Origin of the sequence: Pseudoalteromonas sp. MelDa3, from assembly GCF_002863625.1 — a bacterium.
Lineage (GTDB): Bacteria > Pseudomonadota > Gammaproteobacteria > Enterobacterales > Alteromonadaceae > Pseudoalteromonas > Pseudoalteromonas arctica.
Genome location: NZ_PJBR01000071.1, coordinates 1 through 26,126, shown reverse-complemented (window position 1 = coordinate 26,126; position 26,126 = coordinate 1). Strand labels below are relative to the sequence as shown.

Below are 26,126 nucleotides of genomic sequence, written 5' to 3'. Positions count from 1 at the left end.
TTAGAAGATTTAAAACCGAAGTTTTATTTAACTCTCTGAGTAGTTCGTGCCTCGCTATGCGTTGGCGTTTCCCGTCTCAGTGGGGTCGCATTATAGGGAGATCCGAAAACAGATCAACCCTTTTTTTAGATCTTTTTACTGTTCGAACAAAAATAGAACAAAACCACGTAAAACCATATGAAAACCTTCCTAAGATGATGCTTTTTTGTGCTCTTATTTATTATTTAATACAAATATCATTGCTATGTTTGATTTAGACGTTAAGATAGCAAGTTCACAATGTTAAATTAATGTTTATTTCCTGTTTATTGGTAGATCTAAAATGAAATTACCCGATCAAAAATCTTTTATCTTCTCTGTTATTCTTGCTGTAGTTGGTTTTGTTGTTGTTGAGTTCGCTTTAGGCGGCTTAGCTTTAAACCCTGCATTACTATTTGGTGCTGGTTTATTAATAGGTGCGATTGCTATTGCTGCAATGTCATCTGATGTGACTGAAGAAGCTGAAGTTAAAACAAAAACGCTTTATGTTGGTAACCTTCCTTATCGTGCAAACGAAGGTGTGGTTCGTGCATTATTTGAAGAACAAGGCAAAGTATTCAATGTTCGTTTATTAAAGGATAAGAATACTGGCAAGCGTCGTGGCTTTGGTTTTGTTGAAATGGCGCAAGCTGATGCAGACAATGCAATTGCTAACTTGAACGATAGCGAGTTCCAACAACGTACTTTAAAGGTACGTGAAGCAAAACAAAAACAAGAAGATGATTCTAATGCTCTACGTACTGAGACGGATCAGTCAGTGTAACTAGCTTTACCGCTAGCTTATTGCTAAACACATCAGCCGTTGCATAATATTGCAGCGGCTTTTTTATGTCTGTTAGTTTATTCACACACAAGTTAAGTTGGTTAAGTAAGTAGTTGACTCTGTTTGCTATCGCTACACCTGAATCAAGTAATTTTACATTCCCTTCAAAATACTGACTAATAGGCTCTGCTAATATTGGAAAGTGCGTACATCCTAATACAAGTACATCTATAGTTTTATCTATATGTAGGTCATCAAGCACTTGATGCAACTTGTTTGTATCCAAAGACTCTGTAAAAAAGTATTGCTCAGCTAAAGTTACTAACTCCACACTGCTATATAGATTAACGGTTACATTACGTGCATGCTCAGTAATTAATGTTTTAGTGTATGAACTGGCGACCGTTGCCGGTGTGGCTAATAAGCCAATATGATTTGAACGTGTTAACTCTGCCGCAGGCTTTATTGCTGGCACAACACCTACTATAGGAATATCTGTCATTTGGCGAACAGCGCTAAGTGCAGATGTAGAAGCGGTATTACACGCTATTACAATTAAATCAACATTAAGCGTATTAGCTTTGATGAAATGAATAAGTGAGCATAATCGGTTAATGATGGTTTTTTGAGATTGAGCACCATAAGGTAGTAATGCATTATCCATAAAATAACTGTACTGAGCATTGGGGATACTTTGCTTTATATGCTCAAGTACAGTAGTTCCACCAATACCTGAATCAAAGACCATTATATGCGCTGACAAACTACCGTTCCCACTTTACTTTAAGAACGGCAGTTTGCCATGAGGTATTTATAAAAGAAAGTAGTTTAACTTTGCGTGGTTTCTAAATCAGTAAGCCTGTCGGCTGCCGAATTTAACTGATTAAGGTTTTCGAACATAGACTTTGTGTAATCTACTAACTTATCTATTTGCTCCTGATCTTGATTTAACCATTGGAGAATGCCAGCTAGCTGATTTTGTAATCCAAGCTCACCCGCTTTTTCAAAAGCATTTTTAAGGTCATCATTAAAAGGAGCTAAACCCTCCGCTACTTGTTTTTCTGGTGCTGGTCTATATTCTTCATAGCTTTTAACTGTTGCTATTGTTTTTGTTTGGCGTAAATCCATAGAAAAAGCCACCAGCTGATCGCTGTCTAAACTCAGCTCTTGCGCTTGTTCAAATGCTTCATCTAAATCACCACCAAAAAAGGTTTTACTTAAATCTTGTAAGTCTTCCATCATTACATTAATAGCTTCTTGCTCTTGCTCATTTAAGTCACCATTAACCGACATCGAAAATGATACCTGTCGAGATTGCGATGATGAGCTTGCAAACGACTCGCCATTATTGTTTTGCTGATAGCCACTTGCCGACTGAGATTCAAATGCATCTGCAAAGCTAATACTTACCTCGTCACCTTCTGCGGTGGTAAATTTATACTCTGCATTACTCGTCATACTGACATATTGAGCCTGGCTTATATTTACGCTGGCAGGTTGTGGGTTAAATAACGACTCTTCAAACTTATCGAGCCCATTGTAAATTCCCTCTTTGGACTTATTAATCCCCTCTTCCATGTCATCATTAAATACACCTGTACCTTTGAGTTCATCAACAGCGTCGTCAATCCCTATTTGGACTCCTTTGCGCGCGTCGCCTAACATATCTTTGAGCTTTTCGTCATCAGCGCCATTAGCTTTTGCTTTATTAACAGCACTACTCACAAAATCGAGTACGTTTTTTACTATTTCATCAAAATCAAATAGTGGTTTATCTGCTTTTTTTTCTGCGATAGGCAATCCAAGCTGCTCAGCCATTTTATCGCCAAGCACCTTTGCGGCCAACTCTCGGCCTCGTTGTTGATAGCTATCTTGAGGAGACGTAATTGTAGGTTGCTGTATATCAGCTTTATTATTGAATTTATTGATGTTGTTGTTTGGCGTAAAGCCATAATTACCTATTTTCATGATTCGTCTCCTAAGCGTGCGTAGTTTATTATCGGCTATAACAATAAAAACTAAAGTACAATGTTCAATAAAACAGCATAAATGCTAGCCAAAACTAGACAAATACGCAGCGCTCCCTACAATAGCGCCGATAAACAGATCTTAGATAAGGTAGTAGCGTTAATGGCAGTTATTAAAATAGATACCACACAGTACCAAACGCAGTTAAGTGAAAAAGAGCAGCGTATTAGTGCACAGTTCCAACGTTTTGGTGTGGAGCAACTAGAAGTATTTAGCTCAGAGCCAACTAACTACCGCCAACGTGCTGAATTTAGAGTATGGCACGACGGTGACGATCTGTTTCACATTATGTTTGATCAACAAACAAAAGAAAAAATCCGTGTTGATACATTTGATCCAGCAGCGCCTCTAGTTGGTGAAATAATGCAGGTGATGATTGAGCATCTTAAGCCTTGTGAAATATTACGTCGTAAGTTATTTCAAATCGATTACCTATCCACGCTAAGCGGTGAAATTTTAGTAAGCTTGCTTTATCACAAACCACTGGATGATGAATGGTTAAGTGAAATTAAAGCACTGAAAGAAAAGCTTAGCAGTAAATACAAAATTGACTTTATAGGCCGAGCTCGCAAACAAAAAGAAGTACTAGGTGATGACTTTGTAACTGAACGTTTAACAGTTAATGGTCAAGAGCTTATATACCAACAAGTAGAAAATAGCTTTACTCAGCCTAATGCAAAAGTAAATATTAATATGCTGGAGTGGGCACAAGATTTATGTAAACCACTTAAAAATGATTTATTAGAACTGTATTGTGGTAACGGTAACTTTTCAATTGCATTAGCGGGCTGTTTTAATAAAGTATTAGCGACGGAAATATCAAAATCATCTGTTCACTCTGCTCAATACAATATTGCTAAAAATAACGTAGAGAACTTAGATATTATTCGTATGTCTAGTGAAGAGTTTACTCAAGCAATGAATGGCGAGCGTACTTTCTCTCGTTTAGATGGTATTGACCTTAAAAGCTATGACTGCCAAACCATATTAGTTGATCCACCACGCGCGGGCATGGATGAATTAACGTGTGACTTAGTGGCTAATTACGAAAACATAATTTATATATCGTGTAATCCTGAAACCCTTGAGCGTGACCTTGATCACTTAACACGTACGCACAACGTTAAGCGCTTTGCTATATTTGATCAGTTCCCATATACACATCACATTGAGTCGGGTGTTTTCTTGCAGCGCAAATAAATACGCTCAGTAAACGTTACCCATAAAAAAAGCTCCTTGTAGGAGCTTTTTTAGTTTTAGCTAAACTTACTTGTTAGCTAAGTAATTAATCAGTTTGCTAATATCTTCTGGTTCAGTAATACCCGACTCACGACCTAGGTTTAATTTATACTTACCATTTACAATAAATGTAGGTACGCCACGTAGTGCGCCTTTTTCTTTAAAGTAGTCTTGATCACGTTTCATTTTAGAGCTCAGCGTACGTACCGAGAAGCTTTTAAACAGCTTATCAAACTTATCGCCATCAACGCCCTGCGCTACAAATATATCTTTTACATCTGCAAGCTCATTAAAACTAGCGCGCTTTGTATGAATATGATTAAAGATTGCAGAGACAATTTTATCTTTTTGCGGAAGCACTTCTGCAGTAGCGAGTGCTTGGCTCATCATCTGTTGGTTTTCTGGGTCGCGTACACCTACAAAATCAACATGGCTCTTTTTAAATTTAACGTTTTTATCAAGCTTAGGCTTAAACTCACCAATTAGTGCTTCCATGTTATTACATGCAGGGCAGTAAAATGAGAAAAACTCTTTAATTTCTGGCTTTTTAGTTGCGCGCTCAGAAACTACGTCGTAATGCACGCCTTCTTCATACGTTGCTGCAAAGCTTGTTGCCGCCATAGGAAGTAGTACTGCAAGCAAACCTGCTTTAACTAATTTAATCATTATTATGCTCCGAAATTTATAGTGCTAATAAAAACGCTACTAACTCATCAAGTTCTTTTTGATTTTTGATGGTGTTGAGGTTTATTTTATATTTATCGTTAACAATAAAAGTAGGTACACCTGTAAGTGCGCCTAATTTTGAATATTTATTTTGTTTGTTTTGCATTGCTTGCTCAGCCGAAATAACAGGCATGCTTGCAATTTCTTGATCAAACGTTGCGCTATCAATACCGTTTACTTCAAGTAATTTTTTAACGTCTTTCATTTCAGTTAAAGGAGCACGCTGAACATGAATACTTTTAAAAATTTGATCGCTAATACTCTGCGCCTGACCATGCTGCTTAGCAATTAAGTAGGCAAAGCTTAAATTACTTTGTGCTTGTGGCGACACGCCACCTAAAAAGTTCACGTGGTTTTTAATAAACTCCGCGCCTTCTGGCAAGCCTTGTTCAATTGCTTTTGCTACTGGTTCAAACTTAAAACAATGTGGACAGTAAAATGAGAAAAACTCGGTTACTTGTGGTGATGTACTTTTGTCTACATCAATAACAGTGTATTGATTATCAACTTCAAACTGTGCAGCAAGTGCTGCAAATGGTAAACATAAAAGTAATAAACTCAGTTTTAATTTTTTAAGCATTTGTATCTCGTTGTACTTGTCTTTAAATAAAATATTACGGCAATAACTTTAACGGTGCTTCTTGCAGTGCTGCAAGTTGCTCCTTCAGTGCTAAAATTTGTTGCTCCCAGTATTTGTCATCAGCAAACCATGTAAAGTTCCGCACAAAGGCAGGATCGCTCCATCGTTTAGCTACCCATCCCATATAATGGATAATACGCATCGCTCGCAGCGGTTCAATTAATTTGAGTTGAGAGTGATCAAAATCACAAAACTCTTCATACGCACTCACAAGGGTGTCTAACTGTAACAGTTGCGTCGCTCTATCGCCACTGAGCATCATCCATAAATCTTGGATTGCAGGACCTTGGCGGCTGTCATCTAAATCAACAAACATGAGCGCATCACCTGCCCACAAAATATTACCAACGTGGCAGTCACCATGTAAGCGAATACTTTGCACATCTTTATACTGTTTTTGCGCCTGCTCTATCACTAAATCTAAAATAGTATAAAAGGCAGTATTTATTCCCATAGGCACTAAGTTACTTTTTTGAAGATGAACTTTGGCTGTATGTAAATACTCCTCGCAAGTAACTGTTGGCCTATAAGTAAAAGGCTTTGTTTTAGCTACTTGGTGCATACGGCCAATTAAACGCCCCATTACATCAAGCTGATCTAAGTTATCAACCTCAAATAAACGCCCGCCGACACTTGGAAACAACACAAACAAATAACCTTCGTGTTCAAACAAGCTTTGCCCATTATATAAAATAGGGGCAACAACAGGCACTTCCGCTTCTGCCAGTTCAAATGCAAAGTCATGCTCTTCTTGAATTTGCTCTTTACTCCAGCGCTCTGGGCGATAAAACTTCACTACGTAACGCAGGCCATCATCGGCTTTAAATTGGTACACCCTGTTTTCATAGCTATTGAGTGCCAACAAACCAGATTCGGCGTACACACCTACGCTTTCTATTGCATCGAGTATTAGGTCAGGTGTTAAGTCAATAAAACTAAATTTACTCATACTCTTCTTATATAAAATAAAAAGCGGGTTATATACCCGCTTTTGTTAATTGCTATATCAACTTACCTATTTAAGGTCGGTTGTGATTATCGCGCTTTAAAAAAGTTACTCGACTGCGATATTGTCTCATCCGGCTCATCTACCGGTGAAAGCACAAAGTTAAACTCAGTCATCGACACCTTCAAATCATAAGGGTCCATTACAAGCGACAATGGCACATTATGAGATTGCCCTGCCTGCACAGTAAATGACTGCTTACCAATATACTTAAAGTTATCTAACCCTTGTACTTTAATATTAAAGGTTTGCTCGTACTGCGCTTTATTAATTACCTTTAATGTATAGGTGTTCTCCACTAAACCATCAAAATCGACACGATATAATTGGTTTCGATCACGAATGATATCAAAGTCCATTGTTTTACGCAGCGCTATATTAGCTACAAGTGCTCCCGTAAGCACAACAAGTATGACCGTGTAACCAATGATTTTAGCTCGTAGCGGATTCGTTTTATTTTCTGGGGTTTCGAGGTTTCGCTCTGTCGTATATGAAATAAGTCCACGCGGGTATTCCATTTTATCCATTACGCCATCACACGCATCAATACATGCACCACAGTTAATACACTCAGCTTGCAGCCCATTTCTAATATCAATACCTGTTGGGCACACTTGAACACACAGGTTACAGTCGATACAGTCGCCTAGCTCTAAATCTTCATGATCTACTTTACGTGAACGAGGACCACGGCTTTCACCACGGCTTTCGTCGTACGTTACAGTGTATGTATCTTTATCAAACATAGCTGATTGAAAACGTGAGTAAGGGCAAATGTGTAAACACATAATTTCACGCATCCAACCGGCATTACCATAGGTACACGCAGCAAAGAAAATAATACTGACTAGTGCATAACCACCCACGTTAAACGTTACAAAATCAGGAAGTAACTCTCTGATTGGCGTAAAGTAACCCACAAAAGAAATGGCGGTATATAACGAAAACAATACCCAACTAGTATGCTTTGCCGTTTTACGCCAAAACTTATCAAAATTCATGGGTCGTTGATCGAGTTTTTTACGCTGATTAGCTGTGCCTTCAAGCTTTTCTTCAAACCAAATAAAAATAAAGGTCCAAACAGTTTGCGGACATGTGTAGCCACACCACACCCGTCCATAGAAGGTGGTCACTAAAAACAGCGCAAATGCTGCCAGCATAAAAATAAACGCTAATATGGTAAAATCTTGAGGCCATAGCGTTAAACCAAAAATATTGTATTTTTGACCAATTAGATCAAACAGCACTGCTTGCTGGCCGTTAAAATTAATCCAAGGAAGTAACATAAACGCAAGTAGGCCTAAAAAGCCAATGCGCTGCCTAAGTAATTGATGTAGGCCTTTTACGGCACGCACATAAATACGATTTCGGGGATTGAACCTATCATCTTGACGGCTTAAATCCGGTTTTTGGATTTTCACCTCTACAGGGATATTCTTTACTTTAATTTGCTTGTCCATCGAAGTTCCTCAACGCCGCTTGGAAATAAAAATCCAGCAATACTCAAGTACTCTATACTTAAAGCTAGCAAGTTACTTGCTAGGCAGATTTACTTTAATAAATTGCCTTCTCGAATACTTTCAGATATTTCAGAAATATCTGACTGCTGTTAACCATTATAACAATGTTGGTTAAAATTACTGGCATAGATCGCTAATAATTTATTCATCCCAGTTACTTGCTTTTAAAATGCAGTTTATTACACTGCATGGTAATTCAACCCTACTTAGATCAAGGTTTACGTATCCATGAAAAAATTTATTATTTTGGTAGTTGTGATCCTTGCCTTTTTTACAATCGATCATCCGCTTATAAAAGAACCTCGCGAAAGGTTATTAGGTGAAGGCATTGGTTTTTTAAGTGATGCAAGTAAGGTTAACAGAAGCCCTGCTGCAAATATGGCTAAAAATAGAATCAGCACTCAACTTAAATTGTCTGAATCTGAGGGTGAGTACGTAGAAAAAACGTTTACAACAGATGACTCTGTTCAGTTATTTCACCTACGTTATTGTCGTGAACGTGACTTAAACCTTTATTTTTATGGCGATCGTTTAAATACGGTATGTAAAATAGTGACTGAAGCATTAGAGCAAAAGCGAGCAAAGTAGTGGATTTTTCAGGATTAAATAAAAAAGCAAGCGACTCATTTCATAAACAACGCAATATGCTCAAGCAATTAGCACAAGGCAAAACGTTAAAGTGTGAGAAGTGTAATGGGGTTTTAACACTTAATTTAGCCACCAGTGAACCTGGTAAAGGCGTAGTAAAGTGCAAACAAGGCTGTACGGATATTATATTAGAGCTAGGCACTTAGATTAAACTAAGCGCCTGGTATTAATAATTACTCTTCCCAACTCTCGTCGGTTATCAAACCGCTATTAATTGCGACCACTTCAATTAGTTCAGCAAACCCCAATGCAAAGTCACCCATTGATTCATATTGGTACTGACACAAGGCTTCTATAGTCATGTTATTTTGTTTGGCAATCTGAGCTATTGCAAGCTGGTCGAGTGCAAAAAAGCTTAATGTACTTAACGCACTTTCTAATGCTTGTTTAAAGTCAGTGTCTAATTGCGGTGCATTTAACAAAGGCTCTGCGTAAGCTTTGGTTGCAACTAAGAAGCCTTTACTCCATGACTTACAAAATTCAGCATCAAATGTGTTAGGCAATTTGTATCCAGTTTCAAATACTTGCTCACTAATTTTATGATATAGCGCCATAAACAAGAAAAGTATTTCTTCATCTAAATCATTAGCTGTATTTGGTAATATCTGCTCAAGCCACTCATGCACATCTAATGGATTGGGCGAACAAATAACGCCAAATAAATAGCCTTGGCTTTGTTGAAGGGTCATTGCTTGAGATTGGGTATTTAAAAATGTGCTGAGCTGCTTTGCGTGCAGCTCAGTAAATTGGGGTATTTGCATTAAAACTCTTTATATTCAAACATTAAAAGTTGAGCGGGTAACGACCTTGGCTATCTGGTCGGCCTAAAAATTTAACCGCATCATGTACATCTTTAGGTAAGCTAGCATCTGGTTTTACATAACCTGCCACACTAAAGTCGAAATTAGCTTTAAGTGTAGCATCTGCCTCAAGGCCAAGCGTATTATCTGGGTCAATTAATATAGCAATATCGCCCGACTTACAGCTTAACTTACCAGCCAGAGGGCCAATATTAAACCACCCATTTAAGCCTTGCACGTCAATATTAGGGCTCGCTATTTCACCTTTTAGTGAATCACAATAAGGTGCACCTGAGCTGTATTCATCAAGTTCTAAAATTACACGCCCTTTAGCGGTTACAGGTAGGGGAAGCTGCACGCGCTGCATTGCACGCTCTACTGTTGAGCGCACTAGGCCGTCAGTCACTTTAACTTCTTGATTAAAAAGCCCATAACTTACATCAGCATAACCCGAGATATCACTACGCTCTCGTGCATTACCAAACTTCACACTCGCATTTAGCTTGCCTGTAAATAACTTCCAGCCAGCAATGTCCCAGCGCACATTATTTAACTGTTCACCATCAAAACGAACTTGCATCATTTGACCTTGCCAAACAGTGCCTACAGTTTGGCCTACTTCTAATTGCTTTGGAAAGTACGGTTTTGCTATATCTAGTGCAATATGTGCTGGTAATTTAATAATACAAAACACAATAAAACTAATTAAAAAGACAGCCGATAACGTTATTATTTTTTTCATTAATTAATTCTCTAATACTAAACGGCTTACACGCACATAGCCTGATTTATCATCGCGGCTCAAATCTAAGTTTTCAATTTTTAAGCCGTGCTGATTCACTAGCTCATCTAACCACTCTATTAACTGATTAAATTCTACAGAGTCGAGCGTCAAACGTAGCGAATCACTACTTGGCTGCATTTTACTAATACTTATTTGATGGCGCCCACGTGTAGAATTAACAATTTGGCTTAAGTTTGCATTGCTAGCAACACTGGTGTTACCCGCAGCCTTTAGTTTAACAATACTGTCATCAACCCAAGCTAATAGCTCTTGTTGTTTAATTTGAGATTGCTGTGCCTTTTCTATCGCATTATTTAATGGTCGAAATATTCCCATTACTAAAACAAAAATAATAAACACGCCACCAGCGACCATTACCAATTGTTGTTCTTGCTCTTTAAGCGAGCGCCATTGTTGCATTAACTGCTTTTTCATACTGCACCTCGCAGTTTAATTTCACCAACGACATAATCACCGTCATTATTTAAAGACCCTTGCTCAACAGTTAAACCTTGTTTTTCAAGTATGATTTTTACTTTACCAAAAGTTTGGAAGTCTTTAGCGCGTGCACGAATGCGCAGCTCATTGCGACGTTTGTCATAACGAAGTGTTTCAGGTGTAAATTCGCTAACTTGCGAAAATACATCAACCAAATTAGTCGTTAAGTCTAAAAAGCCCGACTCACTTGAGCCTTGCACTTTATCTAACGCGCCTTTAATTTGGCTTTTAATTAGATTGGGGCGAACTTTAGTTCCTGGAAATGCTTTTTGGTATCTGTCGACTACTTGAGCTTTAGCTAATTCTACTTGTGTATTAAGTTGGTGTAACTCAATAGCTTTTATTGTAATCGTAGAAACCAATGCAACACTTGCTATAATTGCGGCGCCTTTCCAGTAACCCCACCATAAGGCGCTTTGCTTTTTAAGCTGATACATACCTTGGCGTAAGTTAAAATTAACGCTATCTAACTGCTTTGCAAATAATGCTAGAGGTAAGTCGTACTCACTTGTTTGCGCTTGTAAGTTAACGCTTTCTGGAAACTGACTAGCTGGGCTAAAATGCTTAATATCAGGATTACCCATGGCTGTTAAGTAGCCATTTAACCAACTAGATTCAACCGCACCAATATGCCATTGCCCTTGCTTAAATAACCATTGGTTATTGAGCTCGATAGCGGTGACTGCGCCATCATCTGCAAGCGGTAACAACAAAGCATCGGGTAATATTCTGTATACTGATAGATTATGCTCTACAAATAATGCGAGCCATTGTTCAAACCATTCACGGTCTGTCATTGCTACACGAATTGCATGTTGCTCACCAAGCATTGTCGGCTGCGCTACTGCTATAAACAGTTCATCTACGTCACATGCTATATCTTCTTCAAGCATGTATGGCAATGCTTGCTCAAGCTTGCGATTCCATTTTGTTGGCAAAGCGACCATTTTTAATTGCACTTGATCACTTGGTAACAACACAACAACTTCTCGGGTAAGTGCTTTTTCGCTTAGCTCACTTAAATGCTCTGCATTTGGTAACTCGCCACTGGCTATTATTTCTTGTTCTTGTGGTGAGTAAATTAACCAATTAAGCAATTCTTGCTCGGTTTGACCCGTGCGGATCAACAGTATTTCTGTCACTGTACGCCTCCAAATTTTCGCGCCAGTATCGTTACGTCACCGTCTTTAGCGTGCAGTAATGTGGTCATCGAAAAACGCAGGTCGACAAAATTTGCCTGCGTTTGTAATTTAAAATATTCGCTTTTAATACTAAATAAACTTTTGACTGAGTCGGTATTAGTACCGCCTTGTTGCTTCACCTGTTCAAAAAATTCATCAATGGTGTCAAAGCCAGTTTGCGGTCTTGCACCTATCACAGCCTCTGCACCAGATAAGCTCAAGCTTTCTATTAAGGCACTGAGTATAAGTGCTTGCTCTGGGATTAATGTATTTACGTTAATAGATAAAAGCGTACTGCCTGGTATTACACATACATATGGCAGTACTTTTTCCATCACTAATGGGTTGAAGCCCTTAACCAAGCGTAATTCCGATGTTGATGCAAATAAACTATTGGCTGTCATATACGGAAAATCTCGTGATAAATACTCGTCTTCTTCTGCGCCTGAGCGATATGTAATACTGTCCTCGTCAAGCCAATCAAATACGCTATCTGCCATTGTCTCTTCTGATTCATCAGCAGGTAAATCTTCAATGTTTTCAAGTAATGCAAATAGTGCTTTATGTGCAGGGTTTGTTTTACTTGCGCTATTTTCTTCTGGCGCTATGGCTAAAGCATTTAAATTTAAACATGCTTGTAAATCAGTAATTTTGCCACTTAACGTGCCGTTATCAACAGGGTATGAAGCATCACCTTGAGTTGCCCAAACTTGATCAAGTGTTGTTTTATCAGCATCATCTTTTTTACTTTGTATTAGCCCTTTAATAGCAAGCTCTTCTGCACCGTAGGCATACCATTTAGCTTGCTGATGACCTTGCAAATTAGTACTTTTTTGCACTTGAACCATTAAATTAGCACTCATTTCTACTGCTAAAATAGCCGCTAATGCCACAATAAACAAAACAATAACAAGTGCTGCGCCGCGCGATGATTGCTGCTTAACCATTATTCACATCCGTACTTTGTGTAGCAACAACTTTGCCTTGCCCAGGAACTAAAAATACACGACGAATTGGCTCTGCTTCTATTTGTTGCAAAGTAACAGCAACCGCTTTAGGGAGAGCTTTAATTTCCCACTGTTCCTGCCATTCGTTTTTATCATCCAAAAACTCAAACTTAAGCTCTTCAACATTTTCTAGTACACGTTGAACTCGCGGTTCCATATTATCAAGCTGATCAACATAAACCCGATAAACACGCTCAAGGTTATCGTCTATCACTCTATAACCAACGGCTTGTAGTTCTGAACGTGGCAATAAATTAATTGGATTTATCCAGCCATCTCGTACAAACGCAATACCATCGTATTGGCTTTCTAAAACGTAACGACCAGCAAGTAAGTATTGTTCTTGAACATCACCAGATTCGTTTCGTACTGCACGTTTAGTCATTTGGCTAAAATCTTGATCCATTAACCTAAATGTTGTTTGCAACCCATTTAACTCAGCAATTTTTTCATCGGAGGCATCTTTTGCTCTTGTTGTCGTCTCTAGTATTTGATGAGTAGCAATAATAACAAAAGCTAAAATACCCAGTGCTACCATAACTTCAAGTAATGTAAACCCACGCTGCTTCACTTACTTTTTGCCTTTATTGAGATACGTTGATAACTCATATGCCGAATGCTCATATTTTTCATCCGTAAAAACATTTATGGTTAACTTAACAAAGCTTTTGTCAGCAGTGGCTGTTACTTCTTGCTGCCAAAACCATTCAACACCGCCCATTACTTCGCTGCCTTTAAGGTTATTTTTACCTTGCCATTGTTCGCCTTTAGTACGCTGTTCAATAATAACGTTTTCGGCGACCCAAGATGCATAGGTTTGCTCTTCAATAGTCGTTAAGTGGTGTATGTGCTCGCTTGTTGCTTGCATTGCAGCTATACCCGCCATGGCACAAATACTTAATGCCACTAATACCTCTAATAAGGTAAACCCTTTAGTGCGCTTCATTATTCTGGCTCTCGGCGAAAGTTTACTGGTGCAGCAAATTCACCTTCAATGTAATACACAGGTTCGCTTTGCTCTTTTAACTCTAATATAAGTTGAAACGCGCTTACCTCACCTGATGACAAAATAAGTACTTGTGGGATTTTCAACTTTTTAAGCTCAAGTAAGCTGTCTTCATCGCCGCCACTCATAAGCTCGCGCCAGTTAGATTGCTCTAAGAGGTTATCTTGCGCCCACGCTAAATCTTCTAAGTTAAGCGTGAGCTTTAATCTTTCATCTAACTCTATTGGTTTAAAAAGATCTTCACGGTCAAAGGTAATCCACTTTTCACCATCGAAAACTAAATACTCTAACGTATTTTCTTCTACTAATAAGCCCAATTCAACTTGGTTTAAAATGGCAAATTCCGATGCCATGTTAATGGTGGTATGCAGCCTTAATGCTTGAGTATCTAACTCTTCCTCAGCACCGCCTTCTAAGCTATATACCACCATTTTTGTAGCAAAAGCGATGATCACTAATACCACTAAAATTTCTATTAAACTAAAGCCTCTGCTTTTTGCATGGCGCTGCTTAAGGCTTGCTTTCATAGCAAGCCTCTAGAATTAACATGTTCATACAAAGCAGTGTACTTAAGCATTATTGTTTTTCTTCGTCCCAGTTACCGATATCATCATCAGTACCTACTTCACCATCTGGGCCCATAGAAAAAATATCAAACTTGCCAATTTCACCTGGGCTAATTAGCTGATATAGATTACCCCATGGATCTTCTGGTAATTCATTAATAAAACCACCGTCAGGGAAACGTTTTGGAACCGGTTCAATGCTTGTTTGAGTAACTAGCGCTTCAAGACCTTGCTCTGTGCTTGGGTAGCTCTTATTTTTAAGCTTGTATAAGCTCATTGCATCTTCTAATTGTTGAATATCTAGATGCGCTTTATCGATAGCAGCCTCTTCTTGCTGACCCATAATGTTAGGTGCAACAATTGACATAATCATTCCGATGATAACCAGTACCACCATCACTTCTAGTAAAGAAAAACCTGATTGTTTATTCACGTAATTACCTCATTATTCTAAAAACATTAAGTAAAAATGGTTTAGGTAAAACCATTAATATATTTAAAAGTTTATTCTAACTTAAAGTCCAACAGCTTTATTCATCGCCATTATTGGCTGCAATATTGCCATTACTATAAATAATACAATAACCGCCATTGAGGCGATCATCGCAGGCTCTAGTAGTTTAAGCGATACATTAACCATGCTCTCAAATTCGCGATCTTGGTTATTTGCAGCACGCTCTAACATTTGCTCTAGTTCACCTGATTTTTCACCACTTGCTATCATATGCAGCATCATTGGTGGAAACAACTTAGTTTGCTGAAGTGCAGCTCTTAAGCTTGCACCCTCACTCACTCTATCGGATGCATCTGCAACCGCTTTTTTAATTTTTTCGTTGATTAATACGCCACCCGAGATACGCATCCCCTCGAGCAATGGTACCGAGCTTGACGATAAAATACTTAAAGTACGCGCAAAACGTGCGGTGTTAATACCACGAGCCACTTTACCTATACCTGGCATATGTAGCACTCGGTCATCCCACCAAAAACGTATTTTAGGCTGCTTAAGTGCATGCTTAATACCAATGGCTATAGCTGTAATCGCTATTAAACTAATAAACCAATAATTTTGCACAAAATGGCTGCCTGCCATAACCCATTCGGTTGTCCAAGGAAGTACTTGTTTCGTTTTTTCAAACGTTTTTAATATTTTTGGTACTACGGTGCCCAGTAATACCGACACAATACCAATTGCAAATACCACTAATATAATGGGGTAAACCATAGCCTGAGTTATTTGGCTACGCATATGTTGGCGCTGCTCGGTATAGTCGGCTAAACGATTAAGTACTTGGTCAAGGTGACCCGACTTTTCGCCTGCGGCTACCATTGCACGATATAAGTCGTCAAAAACATGAGGAAACTCACTAAGACCATCGGCAAGTGTGTAACCTTCAACCACTTTTGAGCGTACCGACATAAGCATACGCTTTAAACGCGGCTTTTCGCATTGCTCAGCAACCGCCATAACAGCGCCTTCAACAGGAAGTGCCGATTGAATAAGTGTTGCTAATTGCCTTGTAATTAATGCTAAGTCTGAGGTTGAAATTGTCGGCTTAAAAAAGCCACCGAGTAAAGGGGCTTTTTCGCCTTTGACTTGTTTATCACTTTGCGCCGCAGGGACAACTTCAAGCGGCGTAAGTTTTTGATCACGTAAAGTTTGGCGAATTTGTTTAGCTGTATCGGCTTCTAAAATGCCTTTTTTTTCTTTACCTCGGCCATCTAAGGCACGGTATTCAAACGCCGCCATAGTTAACCTTCCTCACGGGTAACACGCAATACTTCTTCAAGTGTTGTTTTACCTACAAGTACACGGCTACAACCATCTTGGCGAATACTTGGGCTGCGCTTACGAATGTATTTCTCTACGCTTTGCTCGCCTTTACCGTTGTGAATCATTTCGCGTATTGTTTCATCAACTACAAGTAACTCGTGAATACCCGTACGACCACGATAGCCATTAAAGTTACACTCTTCACACCCTACTGCTCGATAAATTGTCGGTTGGCTTTCAAAAGGAACCCCTAACAGCTGGCATTCATGCTCATCAGCCGTGTGACCTTCTTTGCAGGTATTACATAACGTACGGACTAAGCGTTGCGACAACACACCGAGTAACGACGATGAAAGTAAGAATGGTTCAACACCCATATCTTCCATACGTGTAATTGCACCCGATGCGGTATTAGTATGCAGAGTAGACATAACAAGGTGGCCGGTAAGTGACGCTTGAACACCAATTTGCGCAGTTTCAAGGTCGCGTATTTCACCCACCATTACTACATCAGGATCTTGGCGTAATATTGCACGTAAACCACGTGCAAATGTCATATCAACTTTTGCATTAACTTGTGTTTGCCCAATGCCTGGAATTTCGTACTCTATCGGATCTTCAACGGTAAGAATATTGCGATCGCGTGAGTTAATTTGGCTCATACCAGCATATAGAGTGGTACTTTTACCAGAGCCCGTTGGCCCTGTTACTAAAATAATGCCGTGGGGTTTACTAATTAAATCTGAAAACAATGCACGGTTATCTGCGGTCATACCTAAATCTTCAAGGTTTAAACGCGCGTTGTTTTTATCAAGTAAACGCAGTACTACACGCTCACCAAAGCTCGATGGCATTGTAGACACACGCACATCAACTGCACGCCCGGCAATACGCAAACTAATACGGCCATCTTGTGGAATGCGTTTTTCGGCTATATCAAGCTTAGCCATTACTTTAATACGAGACACAAGTAACGATGCAAGTTTACGATTAGGCTTAAGTACTTCTTTAAGCACGCCATCGACCCTAAAGCGAATAACAAGCTCTTGTTCGAAGGTTTCGATATGAATATCAGAAGCCCCTTCTTTAATCGCTTCACTTAGCATGGCGTTAATAAGCTTGATTATTGGCGCATCATCGTCACCAGCTAGTAAATCTTCAGTTTGCGGAAGTTCATCAGCAAGTGAGAATAAATCAACCTCGTTGCCAATATCTTCCATCATTTGTTGTGTTTCAGAGCTATCACGTTGGTATGACGCTTCAAGCAATAGCTCAAATTTATCATCAGCCAATTGCTCAAGTGTAAAACCATGGCCTGCGATACGGCGTACTTCTAATAGTACTTCCACGTCTAGCTCACCACGGTAGTAAACTATACGGTGATCTTTGTTTTTACCAAGCAACACACCTGCACGTCTTGCATAGGAAAACGGCAAACGCTTTGCTGGTAACTCAACTAACACATCACTCGTTAATAGCTCATCCTGATTATGCGTTTTAGGATGAACCACATCTTGGTTTATCTCTTGAATCGCATTAGTCATCTTTACGCTCTTGTGCATTTTGTTTACGCAGAGACTCTTCATACGTAGGGGGAAGTACTAATTCGTCATTCCACTCAGGTAAAATAGGCGTATCAGTCATTGGCATTAATTCAATACCGTCTTCTTTTTGTTTAAACTGCTCACCACGAATAAAGTTATATTTATTAAAGCTTAACTTATTCATGCTTACACCATCACGAATAATGGTTGGGCGAATAAACACAATAAGATTACGCTTACGGCGCGTTGTATTTGTTGATCTAAACAGGTGTCCTAAAATAGGGATATCGCCTAATAACGGCACCTTAGAAACACTTTCTTGTACGTCTTCGTCAATTAAACCGCCAAGTACAACCATACCGCCATCATCGGCCATAACAGTTGTTTTAATTGAACGCTTATTTACTGAAATATCAACCGCAGTTGCACCACTTACGCTCGATACTTCTTGCTCAATAGTAAGCTGTACTGCTGAACCATCATTAATCTGTGGCGTAACTACCAGCTTAATACCGACTTCTTGACGCTCAACTGTTTGAAATGGGTTAGCATTGTTACTGCCTGTTTGTGAGCCTGTAATAATAGGTACTTCTTGACCGACTAAAATAGAGGCTTCTTCGTTATCCATTGTAGTAATAGAAGGGGTAGCCAAAATATTTGAATTTGTATCAGTGGCAACAGCCTGAATAATTGCGCCCCAATCATTTTTAACAACGCCCAGCGCTAAACCATTAATGCCACTTAGCAATGAAGCAAGCGCATCATAGTCACCCTCAGTCGTTTCGTCATAACTAGTAACGGTTCCAGTTTCTGTACCAATGATAGTTTTAGTTACAGTTGTATCTTGTGCTTGCTCTGCAGCAACAGCTAATGAACCAACGGGAACCGTAGTGCCGTTGTTAAACTGCAACATACCGCCCTGCTCAGAAATCCACTGCAGGCCTAAGTTAACCCCGTCGCCTTCCATTACTTCAATAATAATCGCTTCAACCAGTACTTGGGCACGGCGAATATCAAGGCGTTCAATTACCGATTCAAGTGATCGCATTGTGTCTGGCTGTGCGGTAATAATTAATGAGTTTGAGTCAGGGTGAGACTCTATACTGCTTTCATTATTGCTTCTGCTACGGGTCTTAGTAGTACCGCCTTGCGCATCATCAACAAGTGACTTACTAACACCTTGCAATACTTTGACCAAATCTTCAGCTTTAGCATAATTTAGGTAAAACACCTTAGTATTACCTTGGCTTTCTAGCTCACCATCTAAGCGCTTAATTAGTTCAATAGCACGTGTACGGGCTTGGCCTTCACCGCTTACAATAACGCTATTAGTTCGGCCATCAGCCACAACTTTTGGAATTAAAAATTCAGGCACACTGCCTTTACCGCTGTCTTTATAAATATTGTCTACCACAGAGACAACATCATCTGCCGTCGCATATTTTAGCTTAACGATGTCTACACGCTTGTCACCCGCTTGATCAACAGAGCGAATAATCTCAACTAAGCGATTAACCGATGCAGCATGACCTGTTAGCATCATTACGTTAGCCGCATTAAAGTTAGCAACGTGGCCACCATCTTTTTGATCGCTAAATTGACGAACTAGAGGACCAAGCTCCTGCACACTTACATTTTTAACACGTACAACACGCGTAATCATCATGTCGCCGCTAGCTTCACTACCTTCGTCAATAAGTGGCACATTTGATTTTTTAGCGTCTGAACTTTTTTCTACCTTAATTATGCCATTGTCCATTTCAACAGCTGAGTAGCCATAAACTTCCAATACATTTAAGAAGAACTGATAATAAAGTGCCTCGTCCATTAACTCATAGCTGCGAACATTTACCTTTCCGCGCACGTTAGGGTCAATAATGACTGTTTTATTAAGGTTTTTACCAACAATATTAATGAACTCGTTGATATCAGTTCCTTTAAAGTTAGCAGCATATTCAACAGCAGAAACAGACAAAGAAATACTTGCCGCCAAAAAAAGTGCTGCGTACTTAGCTAACCCTTTTTTAATTTTTTTGAGGTGTAGCACCTGAACCATCGTATTAAAACTCCAAAGCTAAATTATTGCAGACTAAATTGCACATCAATTTGTTCACCATCACGTTCTATAGTGATATTGGCATCTGTACTATTACGCAGCTCATTAATAGCTGACATAGCCTGTTTTAAATCTGTTAATTGATAGCCATTTATAGAAATGGCTAAATCGTTATTTTTTAAACCCATTTGCTTAAATAGCTCAGGCTCTTTACCTGGACTTAAGCGATATCCAATTAGCTCACCATCATTCATGGCTTGTGAAACACGTATATAGTCAAATAGCTTGCCCGGCTCTTCGAGTAACTCTTCACGTGTTTCTATAATTGCTTCTTTAACGTCCGGATCTGCAGTGGCATCTATTTGTAGATCACTTGGTTCTAATTTTTGCGGACCCATTTCAGAATCATCACGCGCAGCGAGTACTGGCATAGACACCTTCTTACTGAAATCGAGTCCATCAAGCATTAATGTTTCAAAGCGTCCATTAACACTCAAAATAATACGATCCGGCAATATTTGTGCAACTTCAGCACGCGTACCCGATACTACTTCATCAACAAGATAGCTTACTTGCTTACCTTGTGATTCAATAATTGCGATACCTGCTTTGTCATCGTTATTAACCGCTACGATACCGGTTAAATTGATACTTAAGCGCGTTTCTGGCGCATTATTTATTACCTGCGATTGCTTTGCAGTATTATTGTTGTTTGTTACAGTTTTTTTACCAAATAAAAATTGCTCAATAATATGCTGCGCTGAGTTGTTACTCGCACCAGATGACTGGTTAGCATAATGAGTAGGGGTAAGTAGAGTTACTGGTGGTTTTGGCCACAAAAGCCAAACAAGTTTTGATAATAAAAATGCAAGATAAACAACAACTAACAGTGTCACTAATGCACTTAACTTAGCATGCGGTAAACGAGTTAAAAATTGTTTTAGTTGTTGGATGTGCTGTTCCATAAATAGTGTTCTTATTTTAATTTACTGCGTTAGCGCGTACCCATAGTACCCTTTCATTTTTCTTTCAACAAGCACACTAATATTAAACTTTGTAAACAGATTAAATTAACTTTACATAACAGTACAAAAAGTAAACTGCCGTTGTAATACCTTCATCCTACGATGATTTCATGATAAATTTTAAGCTATAAAAACGTGGGGAAATGCCTTATGAGTAAAAAAAGTAATGCTAATACCAGCTCAGACCCTGTAGATGGGTTAAAAGTTCGATTAGATAAATGGTTATGGGCTGCGCGATTTTATAAAACTCGCGCAGTTGCACGCGAAATGGTGCAAGGCGGCAAAGTACATTATAATGGCCAACGTACAAAAGCGAGTAAAATAGTAGACGTTGGCGCAAAAGTAAAACTAGCTCAGGGCGTAGATGAAAAGCTGATAACTATACTCTCAGTGCTTGAAAAACGTCAAAGCGCCCCCATTGCACAGACCATGTATCAAGAATCTGATGCAAGTATTGCTAAACGCGAAGAAAACAGCATCGCACGCAAAAATAACAGCTTTTTTGCTCCTCATCCGGATAAAAAACCGGATAAAAAGCAAAGACGCGAACTTTTAAAAATGAAATCAAGTTAGGTATAGCCGCTCATGCAACAAGATTTACTTCACCGTTATTTATTCAACGAACTAGATGTTCGTGGCGAACTCGTACAAATCGAGAATGCTTATAATGAAATGATTGCCGACCATAATTACCCAGACCCTGTTAAAGCATTACTAGGTGAGTTACTTGTTGCAACCTGTTTATTAACCGCCACTTTAAAGTTTGAAGGTGAAATTGCAGTACAGCTTCAAGGTGATGGACCAGTTAAATATGCAGTTATAAATGGTGATGATAAACAAAACATGCGTGGTATTGCACGCCTGCAAAGCGAAATTACGGGCACAACTGTAAAAGAGCTTATTGGCCAAGGCTATATGGTGATCACTATTACACCAAGTAAAGGTGAACGTTACCAAGGTATAGTTCCGCTAGAGCATGATACTCTGAGTGAATGTATCGAAAGTTACTTTGAGCAGTCAGAGCAATTAAAAACACGCCTTTGGTTTGCAACCGACACAACAGAAGGTAGCGCAAAAGCATGTGGTCTATTTTTACAAGTACTCCCAGTTGATAAACAAAAATCAATTGAAGACTTTGCACACCTAGAAGCATTAAGTAACACCATTAAAGATGAAGAACTATTACACCTTGATGCTAATACTGTCCTTACACGCCTTTATCACGAAGATAATCCTCGCGTATTTGAACCTCAAGCTATTAAATTCAAATGTGGTTGTAGTCGTGATAAAACAATTACTGCACTTGTTAATATTGGACAAGAAGAACTACTCAAAGACGTAGCTGAAAAAGGGTCTGTTAATATTAACTGTCATTACTGTTTAAAAGAGTATGTTTTTAACGAGCAAGACATAAAAAGCATTTTCAACTAAATGTTCAGCTTCATCTATATATAGTAATTAAAGCCGCAAAATATGCGGTTTTATATTATAAAAAGATGATACCGGTGTCATCTTTTCTGCTAATTTCATGACACCGGTATCATTGAAATTATTCATGTTTTTTCTTAAATATATGTGTTTTTAGAGGCTTTACGGGCTCGAATATCTTAAAACCTTCTGTTACTATAATTTCAGTTTAAGGGCACTGATAACCCCAGAGCTATCCGTTCAAACTCTCACACATAGTTAGGTATAAACATGACTACAGGCGCTACACGTTTTGTCGATTTAACCGCAGCTGAACTTGTCGAGCATGCGATCCGCCGTGGCGAAGGTACTTTAGCCGCAAATGGTGCTTTTGTTGCAATTACAGGAAAACGAACTGGTCGTTCACCAAAAGATCGTTTTATTGTACAAGAAACAACAACTCAAGATGATATTCAATGGGGCAACGTTAATCGTCCATTTGATGCAGACAAATTTGACGCATTATGGGCTCGCGTAGAATCACATGTTCAAAGTAATGACCACTTCACCTCTCACCTAGAAGTTGGCGCAGACCCTGAGCATTATCTACCTGTAGTTGTAACTACAGAAACAGCGTGGCACCATATTTTTGCCAAAAACATGTTTATCGAACCGCAAAACTATAACGCCTCAAACCTACCACAATGGCAAGTAATGAACGTTCCTTCGTTTGTATGTGAGCCAGAACGTGATGGCACAAATAGCGATGGCACCGTTATTATTAACTTCGCACAGCGTAAAGTATTACTAGCAGGTATGCGCTACGCCGGTGAAATGAAAAAATCGATGTTTTCTGTACAAAACTTCCTACTACCAGCAAAAGGTGTATTACCAATGCACTGTTCTGCTAATGTTGGTGAAGCAGGCGATACAGCATTATTCTTCGGTTTATCTGGTACGGGTAAAACAACACTTTCAGCAGACCCTACTCGCTTTCTAATTGGTGATGACGAGCACGGCTGGGCACCTGGAAGCGTGTTTAATATTGAAGGCGGTTGTTATGCTAAATGTATCGACCTGTCACAAAAGAATGAACCCGTAATTTGGAATGCTATTCGCTTTGGCACTATTTTAGAAAATGTAGTGTTAGATGAAAAAGGCGTTCCAGATTTTAACGATACTAGCCTTACTCAAAATAGCCGTGCAGCATATCCACTTGAACACGTTGAAAAACGTAAAGTAGAAAACCGCGCAGGCGAACCAAAAGCTGTTGTATTTTTAACCTGTGATGTAAGCGGTGTATTACCACCGGTTTCTATACTTAGCGAAGAAGCTGCTGCTTTTCACTTTTTAAGTGGATACACAGCAAAAGTTGGATCTACTGAGATTGGCTCTACTAGCGATATTGAATCAACATTTTCGACATGTTTTGGCGCACCATTCTTCCCACGCCCTGCTGGTGTTTACGCTGAGCTTCTTATGAAGCGTGTACGCGAGTTTGGCGCTAAAGTGTACCTTGTGAATACAGGTTGGACTGGCGGCCCTTACGGCACAGGTAAACGTTTTGATATCCCAACTACTCGTGCAGTAATTGATGCAATCGTATCTGGTAAATTAGCGGGTGTTGAAACTCAGCACATTGATGTTTTAAACCTAGATGTACCGGTAGCAGTTCCAGGTGTAGATACTAACTTACTTAATCCTATTAATACGTGGGAAGATAAAGCTAAGTACAATGAATATGCAGCAAAACTTGCCGCAGACTTCACTGAAAACTTTGCTAAGTATGACGTATCAGACGATATAAAAAATGCAGGACCTAAAGCTTAAATAAGCTTCAAGCTTGTATTTTAACGCCAGCCAAGGGCTGGCGTTTTACTTTCTAAATACCTAATTTAATAAGTGCGACAAAATGCCGCACAACTCATATCAAAAACCATATAATATACCGCGTAATTAATCATTCCTTAATGCCCAATAAACCTGCATTACTCATTACGGCTATTTAATTAATGACACTAAAGCTTTCATGGCGAAAAACATTCAGGCGGTTACATTTATACTTAGGCCTATCAGTAGGTGTTTTACTTACTATTATTAGCCTTTCTGGCTCCGTATTAGTTTACTATCCGCAAATAGACTTACTGCTAAATCCAGCAAATGACGCTACTACAAACATAAAAACGCCTAATTGGGAGCAAGCATATAATACGCTAAGAGCCAATTTCCCTTCAAAGCAAGGGCCATGGCGATTAGAAAACACAGGTATAAACTCAGTAATTCCCGCGCGATACTACAATCCAATAGAAACAAAAGAGCAAGGCTTTGCTCCCTTAATGGTATGGCTATCTAGCAGTAGTGATAAAGTAATACGTAAAAACTATTGGGGAAAATACTTAGTAACTTGGGTGTACAACTTACATTTTTCATTACTAACAGGAGGAACGGGCACTCTCGTTGTTGGCTATATAGGCATAGCCTCAATAGTTCTTATTATCTCTGGATTCTTTGCTTGGTTTCCAAAGCCTGGGCAGTGGGTAAAGGCACTAAAATTTAAATCTCGTAGCTCTAAAATAGGTTTGCTATACGACTGGCATAAACTAATTGGTTTAACCTTCTGCATACCGCTACTAGCTTTAACTGTTACAGGTGTTATGCTCGCTATTCCAAAACAAACAGATCCTATATTAACCGCTCTAGTTAGCGATATAAACTCCCCACCAAAAACACAAATTCAACCGAGCAAACAAACCAATATTCCTTTATCACAAGCGGTATTAATAGCTGAAAAAGCATTACCGAATACGCGTTTAGCTTGGATTGAAACACCATCAAACTTAAATGCTATTTACAGATTAAGATTTCAAACTGTAAACGATCCTTCGTATCGCTTTCCACATAGCTATATAGAGGTTAATGCACTTACAGGAAAGTTAGAGAGCGTGTTTAATATAGATAAGCAAAGTACGGCTAGTAAAATAAAAAACTGGATACACCCTCTACATGACGGCAGCATTGGCGGTAACATTTTAAAAGTCATTTGGGTGCTGAGTGGCTTTGGACCTGCTGCATTGTTCTTTATTGGCGTATATAGGTGGTTAGTTAGAACCAAGAGAATATAAAAATAAAATAAATTTTACGCCAATCTCCCTAGTTAAATGATCTATTTGAGGTCAAAAATTTCTTTATTTCGTTGTTCTCGCCAATTACTCCTAAGTTGCTCATCCTTCTGTATCCATGCAATCGTATATCAGAAATTTCTAACGCAATTAACGTCAAGTTCAATCCACCAAATTGATTAGGTATTATTGCCGATTAGTATAATTATCAGGTATGTGTATTTATTCTGCACGCGCTAAAACTACAGTTAGTTACAGATGTAACGCGGTAAATCACTTAGGTAAACTTAGCGCACAATAGTGCCACCCAATTAATTGCTTACTAGTGTCTGTAAATAAGGCTATATACCTAATGGGAATGTCTAATAGGCTACTGAATAGTTAAAGCAAGGCTCTTTACAATGTGAAGCCTGCGTAATGTCACGATACCCACAGCGGTGGAGAGTCACGTAGTAAATGCTACTTTATTGGCCGAATGGGGTATTGAGGGTTTTTGTTGTGATTCTAGCGTCGGGAGTCGCTGCGCTCGCCCGCCCTACGTGATGGTGTAGATGTCAGTGTATATTAATTGTGCACATTTCACTTTTTACAATTTAAAACCTGGTGATGTCATAGTGCCCACAGCAGTAGAAAGTCACGTAGCAAATGCTACTGTATTGGCCGACTGGGATATTGAGGGTTTTGTTGTAACTTTAGCGTCGGGAGTCGCTACGCTCGCCCGACCTACGTGATGGATATTGATGTGAGTGA

The 26,126-nt window shown here is 39.1% G+C and carries 27 protein-coding genes; 8 read left to right on the top strand and 19 right to left on the bottom strand.

From position 1 onward, the window contains the following. The first annotated feature begins 322 nt into the window (after positions 1–322). Entirely contained in the window at positions 323–802 is a 480-nt protein-coding gene (locus CXF89_RS13505; RefSeq protein ID WP_007582860.1) for an RNA recognition motif domain-containing protein, read from the top strand. Here CXF89_RS13505 and murI read toward each other — a convergent pair. Further along, positions 765–1,565: a glutamate racemase gene (gene murI, locus CXF89_RS13500; RefSeq protein WP_121954890.1), complete on the bottom strand. Its 801-nt coding sequence runs from the start codon at positions 1,563–1,565 to the stop codon at positions 765–767. The two genes, CXF89_RS13505 and murI, sit on opposite strands and share 38 nt — an antisense overlap. A 65-nt stretch (positions 1,566–1,630) precedes the next feature. Continuing rightward, the gene (locus CXF89_RS13495) at positions 1,631–2,770 is read right to left on the bottom strand and encodes a DUF5610 domain-containing protein (RefSeq protein ID WP_024592129.1); all 1,140 of its coding nucleotides are present in this window, start codon (positions 2,768–2,770) and stop codon (positions 1,631–1,633) included. Between the two features lie 162 nt (positions 2,771–2,932). Here CXF89_RS13495 and trmA point away from each other — a divergent pair, with 162 nt between their 5' ends. After that, the gene (gene trmA / locus CXF89_RS13490; protein WP_121954891.1) at positions 2,933–4,030 is read left to right on the top strand and encodes a tRNA (uridine(54)-C5)-methyltransferase TrmA; all 1,098 of its coding nucleotides are present in this window, start codon (positions 2,933–2,935) and stop codon (positions 4,028–4,030) included. A gap of 66 nt (positions 4,031–4,096) precedes the next feature. Here the strand turns inward: trmA and CXF89_RS13485 are convergent, their stop codons facing one another. The 4 genes from CXF89_RS13485 to ccoG form a co-directional block, all read right to left on the bottom strand. Next, positions 4,097–4,735: a thiol:disulfide interchange protein DsbA/DsbL gene (locus tag CXF89_RS13485; protein ID WP_010555409.1), complete on the bottom strand. Its 639-nt coding sequence runs from the start codon at positions 4,733–4,735 to the stop codon at positions 4,097–4,099. Positions 4,736–4,751: 16 nt separating this feature from the next. Beyond that, positions 4,752–5,375: a thiol:disulfide interchange protein DsbA/DsbL gene (locus CXF89_RS13480; protein ID WP_007586563.1), complete on the bottom strand. Its 624-nt coding sequence runs from the start codon at positions 5,373–5,375 to the stop codon at positions 4,752–4,754. A gap of 34 nt (positions 5,376–5,409) precedes the next feature. Beyond that, entirely contained in the window at positions 5,410–6,384 is a 975-nt protein-coding gene (locus CXF89_RS13475; RefSeq protein ID WP_010555410.1) for a serine/threonine protein kinase, read from the bottom strand. A gap of 86 nt (positions 6,385–6,470) precedes the next feature. Further along, positions 6,471–7,901, bottom strand: a complete 1,431-nt coding sequence (gene ccoG, locus CXF89_RS13470) for a cytochrome c oxidase accessory protein CcoG (protein ID WP_007586568.1) — start codon at positions 7,899–7,901, stop codon at positions 6,471–6,473. A gap of 288 nt (positions 7,902–8,189) precedes the next feature. On the opposite strand from ccoG, the gene CXF89_RS13465 reads away from it, so the two are divergent. Continuing rightward, positions 8,190–8,549, top strand: a complete 360-nt coding sequence (locus CXF89_RS13465) for a hypothetical protein (RefSeq protein WP_007586569.1) — start codon at positions 8,190–8,192, stop codon at positions 8,547–8,549. Continuing rightward, on the top strand, positions 8,549–8,755 hold the full coding sequence (locus CXF89_RS13460) for a hypothetical protein (protein WP_007586570.1): 207 nt from the start codon (positions 8,549–8,551) through the stop codon (positions 8,753–8,755). Before CXF89_RS13465 ends, CXF89_RS13460 begins: the two co-directional genes overlap by 1 nt. Positions 8,756–8,782: 27 nt before the next feature. On the opposite strand, the gene CXF89_RS13455 is transcribed toward CXF89_RS13460, so the two are convergent. The 13 genes from CXF89_RS13455 to gspC form a co-directional block, all read right to left on the bottom strand. Next, positions 8,783–9,370 (bottom strand): UPF0149 family protein, encoded by a 588-nt coding sequence (locus CXF89_RS13455; RefSeq protein ID WP_121954889.1) that lies wholly within the window; start codon positions 9,368–9,370, stop codon positions 8,783–8,785. Between the two features lie 22 nt (positions 9,371–9,392). Beyond that, positions 9,393–10,151: a type II secretion system protein N gene (locus tag CXF89_RS13450; protein ID WP_121954888.1), complete on the bottom strand. Its 759-nt coding sequence runs from the start codon at positions 10,149–10,151 to the stop codon at positions 9,393–9,395. 3 nt (positions 10,152–10,154) lie between these two features. Then, positions 10,155–10,628, bottom strand: coding sequence for a type II secretion system protein GspM (gspM, locus tag CXF89_RS13445; RefSeq protein ID WP_010555411.1), 474 nt, complete (start codon positions 10,626–10,628; stop codon positions 10,155–10,157). Then, positions 10,625–11,833, bottom strand: coding sequence for a type II secretion system protein GspL (gene gspL / locus CXF89_RS13440; RefSeq protein ID WP_121954887.1), 1,209 nt, complete (start codon positions 11,831–11,833; stop codon positions 10,625–10,627). Before gspL ends, gspM begins: the two co-directional genes overlap by 4 nt. Continuing rightward, positions 11,830–12,819 (bottom strand): type II secretion system minor pseudopilin GspK, encoded by a 990-nt coding sequence (gspK, locus tag CXF89_RS13435; protein ID WP_007586581.1) that lies wholly within the window; start codon positions 12,817–12,819, stop codon positions 11,830–11,832. The genes gspL and gspK overlap by 4 nt, the downstream gene beginning before the upstream one ends. Next, positions 12,812–13,450, bottom strand: a complete 639-nt coding sequence (gspJ, locus tag CXF89_RS13430) for a type II secretion system minor pseudopilin GspJ (RefSeq protein WP_010555413.1) — start codon at positions 13,448–13,450, stop codon at positions 12,812–12,814. Before gspJ ends, gspK begins: the two co-directional genes overlap by 8 nt. After that, positions 13,451–13,825: a type II secretion system minor pseudopilin GspI gene (gene gspI / locus CXF89_RS13425; protein WP_002962039.1), complete on the bottom strand. Its 375-nt coding sequence runs from the start codon at positions 13,823–13,825 to the stop codon at positions 13,451–13,453. Continuing rightward, positions 13,825–14,412, bottom strand: coding sequence for a pilus assembly FimT family protein (locus CXF89_RS13420; protein WP_010555414.1), 588 nt, complete (start codon positions 14,410–14,412; stop codon positions 13,825–13,827). The genes gspI and CXF89_RS13420 overlap by 1 nt, the downstream gene beginning before the upstream one ends. Positions 14,413–14,461: 49 nt before the next feature. After that, positions 14,462–14,884 carry a type II secretion system major pseudopilin GspG gene (gspG, locus tag CXF89_RS13415; RefSeq protein ID WP_007586585.1) on the bottom strand — a complete coding sequence of 141 codons (423 nt, stop codon included), beginning with the start codon at positions 14,882–14,884 and terminating at the stop codon, positions 14,462–14,464. 81 nt (positions 14,885–14,965) lie between these two features. Then, on the bottom strand, positions 14,966–16,201 hold the full coding sequence (gene gspF / locus CXF89_RS13410; protein ID WP_002962033.1) for a type II secretion system inner membrane protein GspF: 1,236 nt from the start codon (positions 16,199–16,201) through the stop codon (positions 14,966–14,968). Between the two features lie 2 nt (positions 16,202–16,203). Next, positions 16,204–17,769 carry a type II secretion system ATPase GspE gene (gene gspE / locus CXF89_RS13405; protein ID WP_010555415.1) on the bottom strand — a complete coding sequence of 522 codons (1,566 nt, stop codon included), beginning with the start codon at positions 17,767–17,769 and terminating at the stop codon, positions 16,204–16,206. Further along, complete coding sequence (gspD, locus tag CXF89_RS13400; RefSeq protein WP_121954886.1) at positions 17,762–19,825, bottom strand: type II secretion system secretin GspD; 2,064 nt, start codon at positions 19,823–19,825, stop codon at positions 17,762–17,764. Before gspD ends, gspE begins: the two co-directional genes overlap by 8 nt. Positions 19,826–19,848: 23 nt before the next feature. After that, positions 19,849–20,790 carry a type II secretion system protein GspC gene (gene gspC, locus CXF89_RS13395; RefSeq protein WP_121954885.1) on the bottom strand — a complete coding sequence of 314 codons (942 nt, stop codon included), beginning with the start codon at positions 20,788–20,790 and terminating at the stop codon, positions 19,849–19,851. A 210-nt stretch (positions 20,791–21,000) separates the two neighbouring features. Here gspC and hslR point away from each other — a divergent pair, with 210 nt between their 5' ends. The 4 genes from hslR (at position 21,001) to CXF89_RS13375 (ending at position 25,379) form a co-directional block, all read left to right on the top strand. Beyond that, a complete protein-coding gene (hslR, locus tag CXF89_RS13390; RefSeq protein ID WP_007586590.1) occupies positions 21,001–21,423 on the top strand; it encodes a ribosome-associated heat shock protein Hsp15 in 423 nt (140 codons plus the stop codon). A 12-nt stretch (positions 21,424–21,435) separates the two neighbouring features. Beyond that, complete coding sequence (hslO, locus tag CXF89_RS13385; protein ID WP_007586592.1) at positions 21,436–22,281, top strand: Hsp33 family molecular chaperone HslO; 846 nt, start codon at positions 21,436–21,438, stop codon at positions 22,279–22,281. A 267-nt stretch (positions 22,282–22,548) separates the two neighbouring features. Further along, positions 22,549–24,087, top strand: a complete 1,539-nt coding sequence (locus CXF89_RS13380; RefSeq protein ID WP_010555418.1) for a phosphoenolpyruvate carboxykinase — start codon at positions 22,549–22,551, stop codon at positions 24,085–24,087. Positions 24,088–24,269: 182 nt separating this feature from the next. Further along, positions 24,270–25,379 carry a PepSY-associated TM helix domain-containing protein gene (locus CXF89_RS13375; protein WP_121954884.1) on the top strand — a complete coding sequence of 370 codons (1,110 nt, stop codon included), beginning with the start codon at positions 24,270–24,272 and terminating at the stop codon, positions 25,377–25,379. Positions 25,380–26,126 lie beyond the last annotated feature (747 nt).

Bases quoted from the DNA above. Each gene is read 5' to 3' on its own strand.
- CXF89_RS13495 (WP_024592129.1), bottom strand. From the start codon at position 2,770: ATGAAAATAGGTAATTATGGCTTTACGCCAAACAACAACATCAATAAA.
- hslO (WP_007586592.1), top strand. From the start codon at position 21,436: ATGCAACAAGATTTACTTCACCGTTATTTATTCAACGAACTAGATGTT.
- CXF89_RS13475 (WP_010555410.1), bottom strand. From the start codon at position 6,384: ATGAGTAAATTTAGTTTTATTGACTTAACACCTGACCTAATACTCGAT.
- CXF89_RS13450 (WP_121954888.1), bottom strand. From the start codon at position 10,151: ATGAAAAAAATAATAACGTTATCGGCTGTCTTTTTAATTAGTTTTATT.
- trmA (WP_121954891.1), top strand. From the start codon at position 2,933: ATGGCAGTTATTAAAATAGATACCACACAGTACCAAACGCAGTTAAGT.
- CXF89_RS13465 (WP_007586569.1), top strand. From the start codon at position 8,190: ATGAAAAAATTTATTATTTTGGTAGTTGTGATCCTTGCCTTTTTTACA.
- CXF89_RS13375 (WP_121954884.1), top strand. From the start codon at position 24,270: ATGACACTAAAGCTTTCATGGCGAAAAACATTCAGGCGGTTACATTTA.
- CXF89_RS13480 (WP_007586563.1), bottom strand. From the start codon at position 5,375: ATGCTTAAAAAATTAAAACTGAGTTTATTACTTTTATGTTTACCATTT.
- ccoG (WP_007586568.1), bottom strand. From the start codon at position 7,901: ATGGACAAGCAAATTAAAGTAAAGAATATCCCTGTAGAGGTGAAAATC.
- CXF89_RS13420 (WP_010555414.1), bottom strand. From the start codon at position 14,412: ATGAAAGCAAGCCTTAAGCAGCGCCATGCAAAAAGCAGAGGCTTTAGT.
- gspM (WP_010555411.1), bottom strand. From the start codon at position 10,628: ATGAAAAAGCAGTTAATGCAACAATGGCGCTCGCTTAAAGAGCAAGAA.
- gspK (WP_007586581.1), bottom strand. From the start codon at position 12,819: ATGGTTAAGCAGCAATCATCGCGCGGCGCAGCACTTGTTATTGTTTTG.
- gspI (WP_002962039.1), bottom strand. From the start codon at position 13,825: ATGAAGCGCACTAAAGGGTTTACCTTATTAGAGGTATTAGTGGCATTA.
- CXF89_RS13455 (WP_121954889.1), bottom strand. From the start codon at position 9,370: ATGCAAATACCCCAATTTACTGAGCTGCACGCAAAGCAGCTCAGCACA.
- gspD (WP_121954886.1), bottom strand. From the start codon at position 19,825: ATGGTTCAGGTGCTACACCTCAAAAAAATTAAAAAAGGGTTAGCTAAG.
- gspC (WP_121954885.1), bottom strand. From the start codon at position 20,790: ATGGAACAGCACATCCAACAACTAAAACAATTTTTAACTCGTTTACCG.
- gspF (WP_002962033.1), bottom strand. From the start codon at position 16,201: ATGGCGGCGTTTGAATACCGTGCCTTAGATGGCCGAGGTAAAGAAAAA.
- CXF89_RS13485 (WP_010555409.1), bottom strand. From the start codon at position 4,735: ATGATTAAATTAGTTAAAGCAGGTTTGCTTGCAGTACTACTTCCTATG.
- gspE (WP_010555415.1), bottom strand. From the start codon at position 17,769: ATGACTAATGCGATTCAAGAGATAAACCAAGATGTGGTTCATCCTAAA.
- hslR (WP_007586590.1), top strand. From the start codon at position 21,001: ATGAGTAAAAAAAGTAATGCTAATACCAGCTCAGACCCTGTAGATGGG.
- CXF89_RS13380 (WP_010555418.1), top strand. From the start codon at position 22,549: ATGACTACAGGCGCTACACGTTTTGTCGATTTAACCGCAGCTGAACTT.
- CXF89_RS13505 (WP_007582860.1), top strand. From the start codon at position 323: ATGAAATTACCCGATCAAAAATCTTTTATCTTCTCTGTTATTCTTGCT.